The 18,592-nt window shown below is 64.5% G+C and carries 14 protein-coding genes; 6 read left to right on the forward strand and 8 right to left on the reverse strand.

The genetic code is table 11. The features are described from left to right. Positions 1-20: 20 nt before the first annotated feature. Positions 21-623, forward strand: coding sequence for a hypothetical protein (locus B6V72_RS02535; RefSeq protein ID WP_088734504.1), 603 nt, complete (start codon positions 21-23; stop codon positions 621-623). Here B6V72_RS02535 and B6V72_RS02540 read toward each other — a convergent pair. Together B6V72_RS02540 and B6V72_RS02545 are read right to left on the reverse strand one after the other, a co-directional pair. Then, positions 615-2,996 (reverse strand): ATP-binding protein, encoded by a 2,382-nt coding sequence (locus tag B6V72_RS02540; protein WP_088734506.1) that lies wholly within the window; start codon positions 2,994-2,996, stop codon positions 615-617. The genes B6V72_RS02535 and B6V72_RS02540 overlap by 9 nt on opposite strands. Before the next feature lie 152 nt (positions 2,997-3,148). After that, on the reverse strand, positions 3,149-4,309 hold the full coding sequence (locus B6V72_RS02545) for an RsmB/NOP family class I SAM-dependent RNA methyltransferase (protein ID WP_088734508.1): 1,161 nt from the start codon (positions 4,307-4,309) through the stop codon (positions 3,149-3,151). Between the two features lie 242 nt (positions 4,310-4,551). Between B6V72_RS02545 and B6V72_RS02550 the strand changes: the two genes are divergently transcribed. Continuing rightward, positions 4,552-4,929, forward strand: coding sequence for a TadE family protein (locus B6V72_RS02550; protein WP_088722735.1), 378 nt, complete (start codon positions 4,552-4,554; stop codon positions 4,927-4,929). A 1-nt stretch (position 4,930) separates the two neighbouring features. Then, the gene (locus B6V72_RS02555; RefSeq protein ID WP_088718661.1) at positions 4,931-6,277 is read left to right on the forward strand and encodes a pilus assembly protein TadG-related protein; all 1,347 of its coding nucleotides are present in this window, start codon (positions 4,931-4,933) and stop codon (positions 6,275-6,277) included. Between the two features lie 307 nt (positions 6,278-6,584). Here B6V72_RS02555 and B6V72_RS02560 read toward each other — a convergent pair whose 3' ends face one another. Both B6V72_RS02560 and B6V72_RS02565 read right to left on the reverse strand, forming a co-directional pair. Next, positions 6,585-8,558 (reverse strand): polysaccharide biosynthesis tyrosine autokinase, encoded by a 1,974-nt coding sequence (locus B6V72_RS02560; RefSeq protein WP_088734510.1) that lies wholly within the window; start codon positions 8,556-8,558, stop codon positions 6,585-6,587. A gap of 164 nt (positions 8,559-8,722) precedes the next feature. Beyond that, positions 8,723-10,153, reverse strand: a complete 1,431-nt coding sequence (locus B6V72_RS02565; protein ID WP_088734512.1) for a mannose-1-phosphate guanylyltransferase/mannose-6-phosphate isomerase — start codon at positions 10,151-10,153, stop codon at positions 8,723-8,725. Positions 10,154-10,348: 195 nt separating this feature from the next. Here B6V72_RS02565 and B6V72_RS02570 point away from each other — a divergent pair, with 195 nt between their 5' ends. Further along, on the forward strand, positions 10,349-10,855 hold the full coding sequence (locus B6V72_RS02570; RefSeq protein WP_088734514.1) for a transcriptional activator RfaH: 507 nt from the start codon (positions 10,349-10,351) through the stop codon (positions 10,853-10,855). A gap of 22 nt (positions 10,856-10,877) precedes the next feature. Here B6V72_RS02570 and B6V72_RS02575 read toward each other — a convergent pair whose 3' ends face one another. Next, positions 10,878-12,290: a deoxyribodipyrimidine photo-lyase gene (locus tag B6V72_RS02575; protein ID WP_088734516.1), complete on the reverse strand. Its 1,413-nt coding sequence runs from the start codon at positions 12,288-12,290 to the stop codon at positions 10,878-10,880. A gap of 206 nt (positions 12,291-12,496) precedes the next feature. Here B6V72_RS02575 and B6V72_RS02580 point away from each other — a divergent pair, with 206 nt between their 5' ends. Continuing rightward, a complete protein-coding gene (locus tag B6V72_RS02580; RefSeq protein ID WP_088722726.1) occupies positions 12,497-13,549 on the forward strand; it encodes an ABC transporter substrate-binding protein in 1,053 nt (350 codons plus the stop codon). Between the two features lie 104 nt (positions 13,550-13,653). Next, positions 13,654-14,835: a hypothetical protein gene (locus B6V72_RS02585; protein ID WP_199224693.1), complete on the forward strand. Its 1,182-nt coding sequence runs from the start codon at positions 13,654-13,656 to the stop codon at positions 14,833-14,835. Positions 14,836-14,853: 18 nt separating this feature from the next. Here the strand turns inward: B6V72_RS02585 and B6V72_RS02590 are convergent, their stop codons facing one another. Genes B6V72_RS02590 through B6V72_RS02600 form a run of 3 tightly spaced genes read right to left on the reverse strand, consistent with a single transcriptional unit; the run spans position 14,854 to position 18,586 of the window. Then, on the reverse strand, positions 14,854-15,864 hold the full coding sequence (locus B6V72_RS02590) for a sulfotransferase family 2 domain-containing protein (protein ID WP_088734518.1): 1,011 nt from the start codon (positions 15,862-15,864) through the stop codon (positions 14,854-14,856). Next, entirely contained in the window at positions 15,861-17,006 is a 1,146-nt protein-coding gene (locus tag B6V72_RS02595) for a glycosyltransferase (protein ID WP_168172994.1), read from the reverse strand. The genes B6V72_RS02590 and B6V72_RS02595 overlap by 4 nt, the downstream gene beginning before the upstream one ends. After that, a complete protein-coding gene (locus B6V72_RS02600; protein ID WP_088734522.1) occupies positions 17,003-18,586 on the reverse strand; it encodes a glycosyltransferase in 1,584 nt (527 codons plus the stop codon). Before B6V72_RS02600 ends, B6V72_RS02595 begins: the two co-directional genes overlap by 4 nt. Between the last annotated feature and the right edge of the window lie 6 nt (positions 18,587-18,592).

Consider the following 18,592-nt stretch of genomic DNA (forward strand, 5'->3'; position numbering starts at 1 on the left):
TAGGAGCTAGACCCGCCAAGATGCTGATTTTCTGGACACAAAAACTCGTCTTTCTGGCCACGCCGAAAGCGGGCTCCTCGGCGGTCGAAACCGCTCTGGAGTCCCTCGCCGATGTCGCGCTGACACGTCCGGCGGTTCTCAAACACGCCTCCGCCCGCAATTTCCGGGACCATCTCGAGCCGCTTCTTGCCGCGAAAACCGATGCGAGCTTTACCACGGTCGCGCTGATGCGCGAGCCGCTCGACTGGCTGCGTTCGCTCTATCGCTTTCGGCTGCGCGACTTGATCGAGGAGAGCGACATCTCCGCCGGCTATTCCTTCGACCAGTTCGCGCGCGATTATATCGACGATCCGCGCGCCGGGTTCAGCGACGTGCCCAGTCAGTCGGCGTTCCTGTGCGACGGCGATGGCAACACGCTGGTCGACCGGATTTTTCCCTATGAGCGGATCGAGGATTTCGTGCATTTCCTCGAGGATCGGCTCGGTTTCGCGATAACCCTGCCGCGGGTGAACGTGCCGCCTGCAGTCGAGACCGGGCTCGCCCCCGAGACCGAGGAGGCGCTGCGGACCGCGATGCAGGAAGATCTCGCGCTCTACGATCGGGTCACCCGCGCCTTAGCGTGAGAGGAGCTCCTGCACAGTCGCGGTCAATTCGCCAAGCGAGAAAGGTTTCGGCAGGAAGACCGAGTCGGGCACCGGCGAGCTGCCGTTCTGGAACACCTCCTCGGCATAGCCCGACATAAAGACCGTGCGCGTGCCCGGCCGCGCCTCGAGCGCCTGCCTCACCCAGCTTGGCCCGTCGAGACCGGGCATGATCACATCGGTGACGAAGATATCCACCTTCAGCTCCGAGTCTTCCAGCAATTCCAACGCCTCTTCGGCGCTCTCAGCCTCGAGCACGGTGTAGCCGCGCAGCTGGAGCGCGCGCGAGGCGAAGGCGCGAACCGGCGGTTCATCCTCGACGAGAAGTACGGTCGCGTCACCGGCGATGACGTGGCTGTCAGGGACGGAGGTTTGTGCGATCTCCAACTTGGGCGCGATGGTCGATGCTGCGGCGCGTGGCGGCACCGGCGCCTTTGTCGCGGGCGCGGGCTCGGGCGCGGGCTCGGCCGATTGCGACACCTCGGCCTCCTCCGCCAAGTCATAGGCGGGCAGCAGGATCGTGAAGCTCGTCCCCGTGCCAATGACGGAATCGCAGAAAATGTAGCCCCCGGTCTGCTTCACGATGCCATAGGCGGTGGAGAGGCCGAGCCCGGTCCCCTCGCCCGTGCGTTTCGTGGTGAAGAAAGGTTCGAAAATCTTGCCGAGCTTGTCGGCGGGGATCCCGGAGCCGGTATCGGTGACCTTGATCGCAACATAATCGCCCTTGGGCACCGTGACGCGGTCGCGCGGGCGGTTCTCGGCCAGGTGGAACGCTTCGGTCTCGATCCGGATTTCGCCGCCGCCGGGCATCGCGTCGCGCGCATTCACCACGAGATTCATGATGACCTGTTCGAGCTGCCGCTTATCCGCACGCACCCGTCCGGCATCACATTCGTGCCTGACGCTCAGCGCGACCTTCTCGCCGACCAACCGGTTGAGCAGATGGGTCAGGTCTGACAGCGTGTCGCGCAGATCGAGGGTTTCGGGTTTCAGCGTCTGCTTTCGGGAGAAGGCGAGTAGCTGGCCGACGAGCGCCGCGGCGCGATTGGCGTTCTGACTGATCTGGTCAAGATCGGCGTAATCGCCATCTCCCTTGTCATGGCGCAGCATCAGCAAGTCGCAATGCCCCGAGATCGCCGTGAGCAGGTTGTTGAAATCATGCGCGACCCCGCCCGCGAGCTGACCGATCGCCTGCATCTTCTGGCTTTGCACGAATTGCGCCTCGAGCGTCTTGAGTTGAGTCGCGTCGGACAGCACCGCCAGCAGCCCCGCGCGTCCGTTTTCCACGATCCGCGACAGGGTGACCTGCAGGAAGACCTCCTTGTCGCCGCGTCGGGCGCGCAGCACTTCGGGGCGGCCATCGGCACGACCGGCGAGGGCATCGTTCACCCAATCCGAGACCGGGCGGCCGAGCCCTTCGAGCAAGTCCGGCAGACGGGACTGCGGCTCGATCCGGCCCAACAGGCCGCGCGCCGCGCGATTGGCCGCGCGCACCCGGCCATGTGCGGAAAGACGCAGCATCGCGACGGGCAGCGCCTCGAAATTCGCGCCCTCCTCTGCCGAGCGCGGTCCGGGGATCGGGAGCAGATAGACCTCGGATCGTCCTCCTGCGCCTTGAAGCTGCGCCACGACTGCCGTGACCGGGCCATCCTGCCCCTTGATCTCATGCTCCTCGCCCGAGCGCAGCGGAAGATCGGTGAAGATACGGTCGAGAGACCGCACCCGCTCTCCGACGAGCCGCCTCAGCGCTTCGTTCATGAACAGAATCGTGCCGCCCTTGGAGACGGTGAGCATCGGCAGGCTGATCGTTTCCGCACCGCGCCCGCCAATCGCCCTCTCGGCCATGTCTTCGAGACGCCACAGAAAATCGCCAGAGCCGATGCGGTGCACCGAGAGACGCAGATGGCCGCGCCGGGTCACCAGATCCTCGCGCGCGGCCCCCTTCGCCTCCGCCTTGCTCTGCAATCGACGCAGCACCGCGCCCGGATCGGCGAAAAGTTCCGCAAGGGTTCGCGCCAGCCCCTGCCCGCCGCGAGAGCCGAACCGGTCCAGCGCGGCGCGGTTTTGATAGCCGATCTCGCCCTCCGGGTCCGTGGTGAAGCTGGGCGCGGCGTCATGGGCGACGAAATTCGCGATCGTTTCCTGCTGCCGCGCCCGTCGCCTTCGCTCCTGCGCCAAGGCGAGCCGCAACCAACCCGCCGTGATCACGAGCGTGCCGGCGACGGAAAACATGGCCCAGGTCACAACCTCGTCGGGCATCACGAAGGCAACCGCAGCCGCGATCCCTGCAGCAAGCAGCAGATAAACCGCACCTGGCGCCAGCGCGGCCATCGTCTTCGAGAGTGGCTGCAGCATCAATTCGTTCCGCCCCACACTCTCCTCCCTGCCTGACGTCTCGGTCCCATAGCGCGGCAAAAAACTTAAAACCCAATTAACGAGACTAGACTTTCAGCGAACGCGCGAGTCAATCACACGGCCGTGAGAAAGCGAGCGCCCGTTCGGGAAACTCAAAACTGGAGATGGGCCACGAAAAACCCGTCGCCACCCGAGAGCGGCGTGATCTGGCGCTGCGACAGCACCTCGCAGCCGTGGCGCATGGCGAAATTGGCTATTTGCGCGCCATTCTCGACCGTAAGCAGCGAGCAGGTCATGTAGACGAGACGGCCGCCGGGGGCGACAAAGCCGCGCGCGGCGTCGAGGATTTCGCTCTGCAAGGCGACGAGTTCCGACAGCCGCGCGGCGCTCAGACGCCATTTCGCATCCGGCGTGCGTCGCCACGTTCCCGAGCCCGAGCATGGCGCGTCGACCAGAACCAGATCGTAGCCCGTCCCCGGATCCCCCGGCGCGCGCAGGGACACCTTCGCCCCGGCCCGTTTCGCGCGCGCGGGCAAATCGCGCATTCGGCCCGCATCGATGTCATGCGCTGCGATCAGCGCCTCCGGACAGGCTGCCGCCAGCGCCAGCGACTTGCCGCCACCGCCCGCGCAATAATCGAGCACACGCTCCCCGGGCCCGAGCGGCACCGACGCGATCGCCGCTTGCGAGGCCGCGTCCTGCAACTCCACCAGACCGTCCTTGTAAGCCGCTGCCTGCTGAATGCGCCGCGCCCCCGCGCCGAGTTCCAGCGCGGTCGCGGCCAGCGGGTGCGGCGTGGCTTCGATCCCGTCCTTCGCGAGCGCCGCGATCGCACGGTCGCGGTCCGTCTTGGCAAGATTGACGCGGAGGAAAACCGGTGCGCGGGCGCGCATCGCCTCGGAGATGGCGCCGAAATCCGCACCAAGATCGGAAGCGAGCTGATCACGCAGCCAATCGGGCCAGTCCAGCTGGGCAATATCGTCGGGCAAGGCATGGGGCAGCGCGGCGCGCTCGGCTTCGGACAAGGGGTCAGGCGCAAAGCCCTCCCCGGTGAAGATCGTCGCGGGATCGACGCCTTGCAGGCGCAGCAACCCGGCGACGAGCGCGCGTCCCCCGGCCCCGCCTCCGGCAAGCGCTGCGCTTGCCTTGCAGCGCAGCACGTCGAAGACGTGATCGCGGATCGCCGCGCGATCCTTTGAACCCGCGAAACGGTGACTGCGCGCCCAGTTGGTCAGCGCGCGCTCGGCCACCTCGCCCGACTGGATGCGGTCGAGAATATCGATGGCGGCGGCATAGCGCGCGGCTGGCGTCATGGGCGGGCTCCGAGGCGGGCTGTGATCTGGCCCGGTTCTAGGCGCGCCGGCTGGGCGGCGCAATGCCACGCGACAAAGACCGCTCCCCGGTCACACGCTCGTAGAATCTTGCTGTTAAACCTTAATTTATTGATCGTAACCCACTTTTCGCCACATTTACGCCGCGACAACTCCCTTTTTCTCCCTAAGGAACATGTAAAAGGACGTTTTCAGCCACGGGGTATCCCTCCTTGAAGCGATTAATGAGTTTTCTGTCGGCCGAAGACGGCGCCACGACGATCGAGGCGCTGCTCTGGTTGCCACTTTTCGTCGGAATGCTGGCGGTAACCGTCGACGTTTCCCTCATTTTCAACGCCCAGTCCCGCATCCTCGGCATCGTGCAGGACGTCGATCGCGCCTATTCGGTCGGGCGGTTCGAGAATGACGAAGACACCATGGCGCGGCTGCGCGCGCTCCTTCCCTATGACCAAAACACCTACACGCTCGACACGAGCGTCACCGACGGGATCATCGAGACCCGCGTGACGATTCCGATGTCCGAACTCGTCGCGACGGGCCTCTTCACCAAAGTTCTGAACATGGACCTCACGGTCCGCGACTACCGCTACATGGAGTCCTGAGATGAGCCGCGTAACGATTACCGATTTCACCGCTGAAGAAGATGGCATGATCACTCAGCTCTCGCTGTTCTGGACGATCCTGTTCCTCGCCGTCGGCAGCCTCGCGCTCGACGTCTCCAACGGATATCGCGAGCGGGTGCAGATGCAGGATGCGACGGATGCTGCCGCGCTCGGTGCGATGTATCTTGCTTCCGACCCCCTGATCACCAAAGACGAGGCGAGGACCCGCGCGGCCGAGCTGGCCCATTCCAACCTCGGCTCCGACGATGCGACTTCGGTCATCACCAAAGACGATGTGACCTTCGGCTATTACGACGCGACCAACAATCGTTTCCTTACGGATTACGCCCCCGACCTCGATCTCAGCCCCGCGGTGCGCGTGATGGCGCATCGCACCACCGACCGCGCGAACGCAGCGCCCACCTTCTTCGGTAAGGTGATCGGTCAGGACGGGTGGCAGATCAATACCGGCGCCGTCGCCGAAGCATACCAGCCCGCCTGCCTCACCGAAGGCTTGGCCGCGAAAGGTGTCATCGACCTGCAATCGGGCAACAGCTTCGCGTCGGGCTTCTGCCTCTACGCGGCGCAATACGTGTCGCTCAACCAGAACAACATGTTCGAGAGCGGCGCGATCGTGTCGATGCCCGACACCAGCAAGCTCGACATCCCCGCATCCGGCTTCAAGCAGAACGACGGCTTGCAAGAGGCGCTGCGCACCTCCTTCTACAAGCTGCGCGTGCTCGACCGCATTCCGAAGATCATCGAATCCATGCGCGACGGCACTGGCTATTTGCCCTCCTATATTACGAACCGGACGCCGACCTTCCTCAACGGGACGAAGCTCGACACCACCGATTTCGCGCCCGGCAATCTCTACATACTCGACTGCAATTCGAGCGTGACGATCTCGGTCCCGAACAAGGTCGACGGGTCCGTGACGACCGACCCGAGCGTGATCTCCGAGGTCGCGGTTATCGCGAACTGCCCGGTGAAATTCGGCAATGGCGTCGCGCTGGAAAATGCGATCTTCGCAAACACCTCGACCGATGATCGCAGCTTCTCGGCGCCGCAGGGGCTGCGGATCGGGCGCGACGACAATTGCGCACCCGATGGCGGCGCGAAGCTGATCACGATGGGCGGTGTCTCTTCGGCGGCAAAAATTTCCTTCTACGGCGGTCAGATCCTCGCGATGAAGGATGTAAGCTTCTCGGCGCAGGCAGACGGGATCGAAGGAGTCGCGATCGTCTCTGGCGGCAAGATCGACGGCACCTCCAACTCGCGCTTCGGTCATTGCGATACCGGCATGGAGAGCAATATCGAGATGAGCTACTTCCGCCTGCGGATGTAAGGGGCCTCCCAGCGGGCGCAAAGCGCGATCGAAACAATCCGCGCAAGAAGGGATAGGAGAGGCCACGTTTTGGCCGCTCCATTGCTCCCGACGTCGCCATGCCTGATCGCGCCGTTTCCGCGCAACCGCCTTCCCTACCGCGCGTGGCGATCGGTTTCAACAAATGCGGCACCCGCTCCCGGGGATGCCATGGCGGCCTGGTCGCGGTTCGGGCGTGGTGATCCCGAGCTTCGAGATTTTCGCCCCGCCCAGCAGTTTTCGCAGCAGTCGCGCCTCCCGCCCCGGTCACGGACCGGGAGGGCCCTGCTCAATCGTCGGATTTGTAGCTGTATCGGTAGTTATAGTGATATTGGTAATGGCCGCCATAACGCTCGGCCGCCTCGGCCTTGAAGCCGTTGAGGACCGCGCCCGTGATCGACGTGCCCGCCGCCTCGAAGCTCGCCTGCACGGCACGCACCGCGCCCTGCATCGTCTCGAGATGGCGCGCGATCACGATGCTCGCGCCTACGGAGCGCCCGATCACCACCGGATCGGTGACCGCAAGCGCGGGCGGCGCATCGACGATGATGAGATCGAACTCGCTGTCGAGCTGGCGAAGCATGGTCCCGAACTCGGCCCGCATCAGCAGTTCCGACGGGTTCGGAGGGTAGCGGCCCGAGGTGATCACCTTCAGCCCCTCGACCGGCCCGTCGCGCATCACCTCTTCCAGCGCCTTCTCCTGGCCGAGATAATCCGAAAGGCCCTCCACCGTCTTCGGCAGATGCAGGAACCGCGCGAGATAGCCTTTGCGCATATCTGCATCGATCAGACAAACTCGCTGCCCCGCTTGCGCCGCGACTACGGCGAGGTTGATCGAAAGGAAGGTCTTGCCCACCCCCGGCGCGGCCGAGGTCACCTGGATCGAGTTGGTCTGCGCATCCAGTAGCCCGAAATGCAGCGAAGTGCGCAGGGATCGCAGCGCTTCGGTCGTCACGGCGTCTGAATGTTCAAGCGCGAAGATCGGTAGGTCGCCCTTGCGGTGACGCAGATCGGACGCCTCCTTGGCGAAGGGAACGGTTGCGAAGACTGGCAGACCGAGCGCTTCGATCTCTTCGGCGCCCTTGATTCCGTGACGCAGCGCGCGACGGATCAGAACGTAGGCTGCGCCAATGATGAGACCCAGTATCCCCGCCAGCGCGACGATCCGCGATTTGCGCGGCGCAACCGGGATGATGCTCGCATAGGCTTTGTCGATCACGCGCACCGAACCGACAGTCGAGGCGCGCACGACCTGCAATTCCTGCGATCGGTTGAGAAGCTGGGTGTAGACCTGCTGCGCCACTTCGAGGTTACGCTGCAGATTGAAGATGTCCTTCTGCGTCTCCGGCAGCCCTTGGGTCGCCTTCTTCGCCTGTTCCAGCTGCGCTTGCAGTTCCTTGCGGTTTTGCAGCAGCGCCTGATAGGCGGGGTGGTTGACCGTGTACTGGTTCTTCAGCTCGGCCTCTTTCAGATCGAGCGCGGACAGTTCCCCCTCGATCTTCGTGACGCGCTCCAACAGGGCCTGGGTCTCGTATTTCACGTCGACCGATTTCTGCTTCTGGCGATAGGCATTGAGCGCCTGCTCCGCCTCGGACACGTTCTTGCGCGCCTCGGGCAATTGCTTCTGGATGAATTCGAGGCTGTTCTCGGCGGAGGCCGAATTGCGCTCGATATTCTGGTCCACGAAAGACGCCGCGATCGCGTTGAGGATCTTTTCCGCGCGCTGGCGGTCGGTGTCCTGATATGCGGTATGCAGGATGTTCGAACCGCGCGGGCTTTCGGAGACCGAAAAGTTTTCGCGCATCGCCTGAATCGTCGCGTTGAGAGAGCGGCGCCCGATGTAGAACTCGCGGCCGACCGGGGCATCCATCTCGGATAGCGCAAGCGCGAAATCGCCATCGCGCGCGGTAACTTCGTGGCCGACCGTACCGCTGACTTCGGTGCCGTCGAGCAGCGTGACGCGATAGCTGTCCGCGCCGGTCACGGTCAGCGTCATCGGCTCTCCCTGCCATTGAGCGGGCACTTTCAGCTTACCGATCTGAACCGTCTCTGCGTTCCACTGGTATTGGGTGAACAGGCCCGGATCGGGCAAGTGCAGGTTCGCGGGAAGCATGCCGATAAGCGGCAGCCGGCGCGGAATGACGAAGTTCTGCAGGTCGAGCTTGTTCGCCGCATCGCCCAGCACCAGCCGCGACGACATGATCGCGATCTGGGTCTCGGCCTGCGATTTGCCGCCAACATCGCTGCCGAGAAGCGTCTGCATCGGGAGCGGTAGGGGCGCGCCAACATGTCAGGAAAATCCGCCTCGGTCACAATCAATTGGAGACCTAGCAGAGAGTCGCACTCCTCTGAAACGCGAATTGCTGCTTTTCCAAGGAATTGTCACCGATTTGCACTGCCGGGCGGCGACCCGCCGCCGAGCACGTGCTATTCGCCCACTGCGCGCATGTAGACATCTTCGTAGCGGATGATGTCATCTTCCCCGAGATAGGCCCCGGTCTGCACTTCGATCAGAACCATCGGCATCATTCCGGGGTTTTCGAGCCGGTGCGTCTCGCCGATCGGAATGTAGACGGATTCGTTTTCCGTCACGAGGCGCGCTTCCTTGCCCAGCGTCACGAGGGCGGTGCCCTGAACGACGATCCAATGCTCGGCCCGGTGGTGGTGACTTTGCAGACTGAGCGCCGCGCCGGGCTTCACCGTGATCCGCTTCACCTGGAACCGATCGCCGGTGACGAGGCTCTCGAACCCGCCCCAAGGTCGGTGATCGCGCGGGAAGTCTGTCGCCTGCGCAGCGTCGCGGGCCTTGAGCGCGTTAACCGCCGCTTTCACATCCTGCGCGCGCGAGCGATGCGCGACGAGGACCGCGTCGGGCATCGCCACCGCGATCACGTCCTCAAGCCCGATCCCGACCATGTGTAGCCGCGGATCTTCCGAGCGCAGCAGGCTGTCGCGGCAATCGATCGCGGTGGCAGCGCCCGACAGCGCGACCCCGTCGGAACCCGCAGCCGGGGCCGCGCGGCGCACCGCCTCCCAATCGCCCAGATCCGACCAGCCCGCCTGCACCGGCATCACGGAGACGCAGCCCGCGCGTTCCATGATCGCGTAATCGATCGAGATGTCGGGCGCATCCCCCCAGGTATCCGGGTCGAGTCGCAGAAAACCCAGATCGGCGCGCGCGGCAGCGAATGCCGCCTCGACGCGCGCGAGGAGGCTCGGCGCGTGGGTTCGCGCGGCCTCGAGGATCGCGCCCGCGGAAAACAGAAAGAGGCCGGAATTCCATAGGTAATCGCCGCTTTCATAGAGGGCGCGCGCCCGTACGAGATCGGGCTTTTCGATGAACCGGACCAGGGGCACGGGGCCGCCGACGCCTGACTCCTGAGAAGGTTCGAGATATCCATATCCCGTCTCGGCCCGGTCGGGGGTAATGCCAAAGGTCACCAACCGCCCTCTCCGCGCCGCAAGCTCTGCGCCTGCGATCGCCTCCTGAAACGCCTGCGCATCGGCGATGACATGATCCGAGGGCGCGACCAGCATCAGCGCCTCCTCCCCTGCCTCGCGTCGGAGCCAGAGCGCCGCGGCGAGAATGGCGGGGGCGGTGTTGCGCCCCTCGGGCTCCAGCATCACCGCGCCGGGATCAATGCCGACCGCGGCAAGCTGCTCGGTCGCGATGAAGCGGAAGTCGGATTGTGTGAGCACCAGCGGCGGCGCGAAACCCGCGCCCGACAACCGCTCTGCCGTCGCTTGAAACAGTGTTACCGGCCCTGTCAGTTCGGCGAATTGCTTCGGATAGCTGCGCCGGGACAGCGGCCACAGACGCGTTCCCGACCCGCCCGCTAGAAGAACCGGAGTGATCATGTGCATCCTCCCCATCTCGGCAGGTTTCCCCTGCCATGTCGGAGCTTTGCACGGTCATTCCTAACGTTACGTTAACGACGCTCGGAACCACTTTGGCGCGCATCTTTACGCACGAATTCGCCTTGTCAGATTGACTTGTCAGGCCCTATCCATCAGTCAGCAAAGCACACCCCGGTTGGACAAAAGGCCCAAGCCATGACCGATCAGAGCCCGGCCCGCGCGTGGCATGTGGCGCAGTTCAAGCCCAACAGCGCCGCCATCGCCCGGCGCAATCTGGCGCGCCAGAAGTTCGAGGTTTTCCTGCCGATGATCGAGACGACGCGGCGCCAGGCGGGCAAATTTGTGACCCGCAGCGCGCCGCTCTTTCCAGGCTATCTTTTCCTGCGCGAGACACCTGGCTCGGCGCATCTCGGCGCGGTGAACGGGACGCAGGGGATAACGCGGCTCGTGGCGCTTGCAGGTCGCCCGACGCCGGTGCCCGACGCGATGATCAAGGCGCTGCGCGCGCGCTGCGATACTCAAGATCAAGTTCAGCCGCTACCGGATTACGCGCCCGGCGATGCGGTCACGCTGGCGACCGGGCCGTTCGCGGATTTTGTGGCGACGGTTGAAAGGGTCGATGCCGAGAGACGGGTCTGGCTGCTGTTGGATTTCATGGGCCGCGAGACCCGGATCAAGGCTACGCCTGACGCCTTGATCTAAGCCCGCGAACCAGCGCTACAGCCTAGCCTTTGTGCTGCTCATACGCGGCCAGGGCGCGCTCCCGCCCTTCCTTGAGATCGATCAGTCGATCGGGATAGTCCTGATCCGGCGTTAGCGCCCAACTCTCTGGGATCGCTTCGAAATAATCCGTCGCCGTCTCGGGCGGATTGGCCTGCCCCTCGGCGATGAAATCCTTCCGGTAGCGCCCGTCCCTATCGAATTTATCCAGCTGCGTCTCCGGATTGAACACGCGGAAATAGGGCGTCGCGTCCGGCCCCGGACCTGCGACCCATTGCCATCCCATCGCGTTGCTTGCCGGATCCCAGTCGATCAGGCAGTCCTCGAACCAGCGCAAGCCCACCCGCCAATCGGTCATCAGGTGCTTGCTGAGATAAGAGGCCACGATCATCCGGGCGCGATTATGCATCGTGCCGGTGACATACATCTCGCGCATCGCCGCATCGACGAAAGGCTCTCCGGTCATACCGCGCCGCCACGCCTCGGCGTCGTTATTGTCGCGCCGCCAGTCGAAGCCGTTCCACTCGTCGCGCCAGTTTCTCTCGGCCATGTCGGGCCAGTGAAAGAACAGGTGCCAGGCGAATTCGCGCCAGACGAGCTCTTTCAGGAAGGTCTCTGCACCGGGGTTGCCCTCGGCCATCTCGCGATAACCGGCATGCCAGATCGTACGCGGGGAGATCTCGCCATAAGTCAGGTTTTCGGACAGGCCCGAGGTACCGCCCGAAGCGGGCACATCACGCTGCGTCTTGTAGGCCGAGAGGCGATCGCGCAGGAAATTCGACAGCCGCGACTGCGCGGCGCGCTCGCCGACATTGACATGTTTCGCAACGATGGCCGCACCGCGCCGCATCGCCGCTCCCATCTTCCAGTCCTCCAGCTTTTCGCTTCTTGGCCAATCACTTGGCGGGCGAAGTTCAGACACTGTCTTAACTTCCGGCGCGACATCCGTGCCCTTCACCGCGTTCCAAAAGGGCGTGTAAACCTTATAGGGGCCGCCGGTCTTGGTCTCCACCGTCCACGGCTCGAACAGCAGATGCCCGGTGAAGCTTTTTGCCTCGATCCCGTCGTCGGAGAGCGCGGATTTCACCTCCGTATCGGTGTCGCGACCCGGCTTGTCGTAGCGGCGCGACCAATAGACCGCGCCCGCCCCCGTCTCCTCGATCAGCGCACGGAGCACAGTAAGGGGCGCGCCCTTGCGTAGGATCAGCTTCGAGTCTTTCTCCGAGAGGCTTTCCGCAAATGCCTCCACCGCAAGACCGAGCCGCCATTTCGCCGCCGCCCCCAAGGCTTCGACCTGGTCGTCATGGATGAAGACCGGGATCACCGGGGCACCGGTCTTCGCGGCCGCCGCCATCGCCTCATGATCGTGGAATCGGAAGTCGCGCCGCAGCCATAACAGGACGGGGGTGTCACTCATGCTCGTCTCCTTTGCCTCCCTCTCCCTACGCGCCGCGCCCGATCCGGTTCAGTCGCGCCCAAATTTTCCGCATCCGCACCGGCTGACCATCGCGCCGCACCGTCAAACCCGGCGCTCCTGCCTAACGGCCGTGCAAATGCCTCTTGCGAGGGCGAAAAAGCCGCTCTAGCGTTTTCACAAAACGAACACAAAACAGGGAAGATACAATGAAGACTTCTGCTCTCCTTATGGCGGGGATCGCCGTGGCCGCACTGAGCGCGCCCGCGCGGGCCGCCGATCCGGACCTGACTATCTTCGATTGGGCCGGCTTCGAAATTCCGGGCCTGTTCCAGCCCTATATCGACAAATACGGCGACAGCCCGACTTACGCCTTCTACGGAGATGACGACGAAGCCTATCAGAAACTCGCCTCCGGCTTCAAAGCAGATGCCGCCCATCCCTGTTCGCAGATGATCTCGAAATACAAGGACGCCGGGCTGATCGAGCCCTGGGATGTCTCCAAGATCCCGGAGTTCAAGAATATCGACCCCAAATACCTGAACTCGAAGATTTTCGTCGATGACGACAAGAACGTCTGGTATCTGCCGACCGATTGGGGCGCGACCGCGATCGCCTACAATCCCGACAAGGTCCCGGCCGAGGACGTGGCCAGCCTCGATGTCTTCGTGAACCCGAAATATGCGGGCCGCACCTCGCTGCCCGACAGCTCGGACGACGTCTGGGCGCTGGCCTATCTCGCGACCGGCGTGACCGACTGGACCAATGTCACCGACGAGCAGTTCCAGGCCGCCGCCGACTGGCTGCGCGAAGCCAACAAGAACGTGCAATCTTACTGGACCGACCCCTCGCAGCAGGCGCAGTTGATGGCCTCGGGCGAGGTTCTGGTCGCGTGGTCGTGGAATGACGGCGTCGCCTATCTGCAGGACGACAATTATCCGGTCGCCTTCCAGCGCGAGGCGAAAGAGGGCTCGTCGACCTGGTTCTGCGGCTTCGTGAACCTCAAGGACGGTCCCGGCTCGGAAGAAAAGCTTTACGATTTCATGAACGCATGGCTGCGCCCGGAGGCGGGCCCGGTTCTCGTCGACGAGATCGGCTATGGTCACACGAACACCGAGGCGATGAAGCTGATCCCGCCGGAGCAGCTGGAAACGGCAGGCCTGACCGAGATCAACGCGCCTGTCCTCGCACAGACGCCGAACTCGCCGGAGCTGCGTGAAAAGCAACTGGCCGAGTTCGAGAAGATCAAGGCTGGCTTCTGATCACTGCGCCGAATACGTCACAACCCGAGGGCCGCGTCTGACGCGGCCCTTTCTAATTGCCCCCCTCGTGCTAGCTGCGTGCAACCGACCATTTGAGACCGACCATGATCCTCGACGCAGCCATTCTCATTCTCGCCCTGATCGTCCTTGCCGCGATGTTCCTGCCGCAGCTACGCGACCTGCCGCGCTGGCGCGCCATGGTGACGCCGCTGGCCTCGATCATCGGCTCGGGCTTCCTGGTGCTGGGGCCGATCCTAGAGGTGCGCTACGGCAGTTTCGCTCCGCTTGCGATGGCGGCCTTGTGTGGCTTGGGATGGCTGTTCGGCGCGGCCGTGCGCGCCAATATCCGCGCCGAGGACGTGCCCGACACCCGCGCCGTCAAGCGCATCGAAGAGGTGGCACAGCTCGCACTCGCCTTCGCCTATGTCATCTCGGTCGCCTATTACCTCAACCTGTTCGGGGCATTCGCGGTTTCGCTTACGCCGTGGAATACGGATTTCGCGGCGCGCGCGGTGACGACGACGATGCTCGCCATCGTCGCGATCGCCGGGTTCTCGGGCGGGTTCAAACGGCTCGAGCAGATGGAATATGCCTCGGTCGCACTCAAGCTCGCGATCATCGCCGGACTGATCCTCGGCCTTGCGGTCTATTTCGGCAAGGTCGCCGTCGCGGGCGATCTTGTGGTCGATGCGCCGACGCTGGGGCCGTGGGACTCTTTACGGCTGCTCTTCGGCCTGATCGTGACCGTGCAGGGGTTCGAGACCGCGCGCTATCTGGGCAAGAGCTACGATGCCGACACCCGGGTCGCTGCGATGAAATGGGCGCAGATGCTCGCGACCGCGATCTACATGGTCTATATCGCGCTGCTGGCTTACATCTTCACGCCCAACGCCCATAACCTGACCGAGACCGCGATCATCGACATGATGCGCGTCGTAGCCCCGATCCTGCCGGCCATGCTGGTAGCCGCGGCGCTGGCCGCGCAGTTCTCCGCTGCCGTGGCCGATACCGGTGGCGCGGGCGGTCTGATCGCGGAATTCTCGCGTGGGAAGATCCCGCAAAAGGCGGCCTACCCGGTGTTGATCGGCGCGGGCATCGTGCTGACCTGGACGACCGACCTGTTCCAGATCATCTCCTACGCCTCGCGCGCCTTCGCGGGCTATTACGCGCTGCAAGCAGTGCTGGCCGCACTGCAAACCGAAGGGACGAAGCGCCACGCGTTCTGGGCACTTGCTGCGCTTGGGGTCGCGATCACGCTTCTGGGCATCCCGGCCGAAGGCGACTGAGGCGCCTATCCGGCCAGGCTAGCTCTCGGCCAGCGCCTGCGCATGCAGCCGCGCATCGAGCGCATAGTAATCCCCTATGAAGCCGCGAATATCGTCCGTCAGGAACGCCTCGTAAGGCGGGGTGTGCGCCGCCATCCAGTCCCCCGGCAGCGCATCGGAGAGATCGCGCGTCGGCGTCCCGCGTGTCTTTTGCGCCGCATTGGTCAGCCCGAGCCGGATCTCGCGCAGATCCTCCGGCAGGCGCTCACGCAGGAAGGCCTCGAAACTCTCGATCTTTTCCAGCGCGAAGAGCCTGTCCCAGCGGCGATTTTGCAGATAGCTCCACTGTGCCGCCCAGTGGCTGTCCTGCACCTCGCGCGCAGTGGCGTTGATGTAGAAACAGAATTGGCGAAAGCTCAGCCCGCGCTCGACCATCTCCCGGTCCGGCGCATCTCCCCCCGCGAAGAACGCATAGACCGACCGGGTATGATGGAGCACCGAGCCCTGCATTCGGTTGCGCCCGAACTTGTCGCAATAGCAGCTGACGAGCCGATCGACGGGATCGCGCAGAAGCGCGACCGAGACCCAATCCGGCGCGTGATCAACGCGGGCGCGTGCGGCGAAGGCCCAGTGGCGTGCCTGCATGCGGCTCTGCCCGGAATCGAGCCAGTAATGCGACATGCCCGGCTCGGGTCGTCCATCGCCCACCAACCGCAGAGCCCAATCCTTGACCGAGGTATTGGCGACCTTCGCGATCGGGCAGAACACCACCCGCGCCGGCGCAATGTAGAGCATCGCGCCATCGTACTGGCTACGATCCTGATCGCGCAGAAGCCGGGCCTTGCGTCGATATTCCTCCGACCCGCGCAGCTCCCGCTCGACATCGGCCACGCTCGCGCGCCGCTCTTTCAACGCGGCCTGCGCCCGCGCTTTCGCAGGCCGCCCGAGATAGGCCTGAAACAACGTGTCGATCGCGGCAGGCGTGGCGCGCATTTGCGCGGCCAGTTCCGGATCGTCAAAGGCGACGGGCTGCAGGGATAAATCCGTCATGCGGCGAGACTTTCATAGCGGGACATCAGAGGCGCGAGCTGCGCGGGCCAGCCATATTGCGCTACGTCTTCGGGGCGGCGCTGCGAGCCGATCGCCCCCGTCATGGCATCGCGCAACAAGCGACGAAACTGCACAGGATCGTCCGCGACATGAACGCCGCTCAGTCCCTCCGCGTCTTCAAACCCGCGCATCGCGGGGCGCATCGCGACGACGGGCTTGCAGGACAAAAGCGCCTCCGCGGTCTTGAGATTGGTGCCGCCTCCCTCGGTGATCGGCAGGCAGATGGCGCGGGCGTGATGCAGAAGACCACTCAAGGTTTCTTCCGCGACCACGCCCAGGGGCGCGACGAATTCCGCGTTCATCTGCGCGTAACGTTCATAGCGGGCGTCGGTGGTAATAAGGTGGGTCATCGCCCCCGCGACGGCGAGGCGGCTACGCGGCGGAAGGAACCCCGGAATTTCGCCAAAAGACGCCCAATAGCCCGTGGCGTTCGGCGGATGCGCCGAGCCCGCAACGAGTGCGTAAGCCCCATCCAACGGTGCGGGTGGACGCGCCTCGGGATCGGGCGCCCAGCAGCCGTTCGGAGCCACGACGATTGCCGGCGCGCCCGGCTGGCACGCGAAGTGCCGTGCATCGGCCTCGCAGACCGCGATGACCAGATCGGCTGCCGCGACGAGCGCCGCTTCGAGCGCTTCCGCCTGCGCGCGCCAATGCGGGTCGATCAGCGCCGCCTCGACATTATGGGCGGAATAGATGAGCCGGGCGCGGCGCAGGATGGGGTCGCGTTCCAGCGCTTCGGCGAAAAGCGGATAGAGCCAGGGATGCTCGAACTGCACCGCGTCGGGTGCGAAATCGCGCAACTCGCCGATCAGCCCGGGGATCAATGGATGAGCGGCGAGAGCGTCCGATATATGCAGATCCTCTCGGCGCTGCGGATCGTGGAGACGCGGCAGCAGCGCCATCGGCACCGCCGTACGTTGCTCGTCCGGGGAGCCGTCGGGATAGCTGCGCGTCGAATAGATCGGGACATAGCGAAAGATATGCCCCGCCGCCCGCGCCTGCCGCGCAATGGCTGCGACCCGGCGCTGACCGCCATGTAGCGGGCGGTGGATCGGATAATGACCGAAAGCGGCGATCTTCATGCGGCGTCCTCCCGGTAGGTCGTGGCGTTTTCGGAAAGCGCGTAGGATGTGGCGGGACGTGAAGATTTCTCCGACGAGTCCACGTCGAAACCTTCGGTCAACGCCACTCGAAAATCGGCCCATCTATGCGGCTTGAACCGCTCCGCTTGCGCGCGGGCCGCGCGATAGGCCGCCTCGTCCACCATCAGCGCCTCGGCGCGCGCAAGCCAGCGCTCGCCCTCGAACAGACCGATCGCCTCGGAGGCCCCGCCCCCGGCTTCGATCAGCGCCGGCGCATCCGACGTGAGACAGGGTTTGCCATGCAGCAGCGATTCCACGACAGGCAGGCCCCACCCTTCGTAATGGGAGGGGTAGATGGTGAAGCGACAGTTGCCGTAGAGCACCTGCAACTCGGCATCGTCCACATCGTCGAGGATGCGGATCGCGCCATGCGGCAGGCCGGGATCGGCCCGCACCATCGCGAGCAGCGGGTCGATCGACCAGCCGGGCTGCCCCACCCAGACCAAGGGCAAGACATCGCCGCCGTGCCGCGCACACAGCTCCCGCCAGAGGCGATAGGCGAATGCGTGGTTCTTGCGCGGCTCTTGCGTGCCGACCATGAGGACGTAACGCCCGGGCTCCAGGTTTCGGTGCGCGAAGATTCCCGAGAGATCGTCGGCGGGCGTGGTTCGCGCCACCGCATCGGCACCGAGGGCAACGACACGCACTTGGGTCGGGTCCAACTCGGGGTAGCCGCAACTGGCGGCGTGGGCGAGCAGATCGCACCGCGTCACCTCTGAATTCGTCCAGATCCGATCCACCCCCCAGAGCATCCAGTGCAGCGCGGGCGGAAAAGTCTTGCGCGTCGTGGGTTCGGCGACATGCCCCCAGAGGATCGGGATCAGGTCATGAATGTAGTAGCTCAGCCGCCAGCCGTGGGACTGGCGCATCTCATAGGCCGCGCGGTAGCGCGCATCGCCCCAGAATCCGCCGGCCGAGACATAGTCACTCACTTCCTCGGGCGAAATCCGGTTTCGATCGGCGCAGATCTCGTCATGGACCGTATCGATGAGACCGTAATGCGCCCGGTGATTGAGCGCATCGAGCGCGCGGATGCGCGGCGCGATAGGCGGAGCGATCCCCTCGAGCCGTACGAGCCAGCGGCGCATCTGGGCATATTCGTCACCGCTCAGCCGCAGCAATTCCTCCGCCGCGGCGCTCTCACGCCGCGCACGAAGTGCAGCTTCGCTTGGTCTTGCGCCCTGCCCCGAGTCGCGTCCGACCGCCCGCAATCTGCGCGAGACCCGCCAGACAAACCGCCCGATCCGCGCCCATGACCGCCAGCGGCGCGGCGCGGTGAGGGCGCGCGCAGGCGCCTCCGGCTGAAAACCGTTGCGAAAGATGACCTCTTCGAAGATCGCCTGAGGGATGCGATAGAACCCGCCACGCGCCTCGTCATAGATCACTGGCACCGTCCGCACGCCGAAGCGCGCGGCAAACGCCCGCCAGACCTCATGTTCCACCCGAAGGATGCCCATCGGGCGCCAATGGCGGAACTGATAGCTCGTGCTGAGATCGATCAGGATCGTCTTGTCGCGCATCGCGCC

The organism is Thioclava sp. F34-6 (genome assembly GCF_002213235.1).
GTDB classification, from domain to species: Bacteria; Pseudomonadota; Alphaproteobacteria; order Rhodobacterales; family Rhodobacteraceae; genus Thioclava; species Thioclava nitratireducens.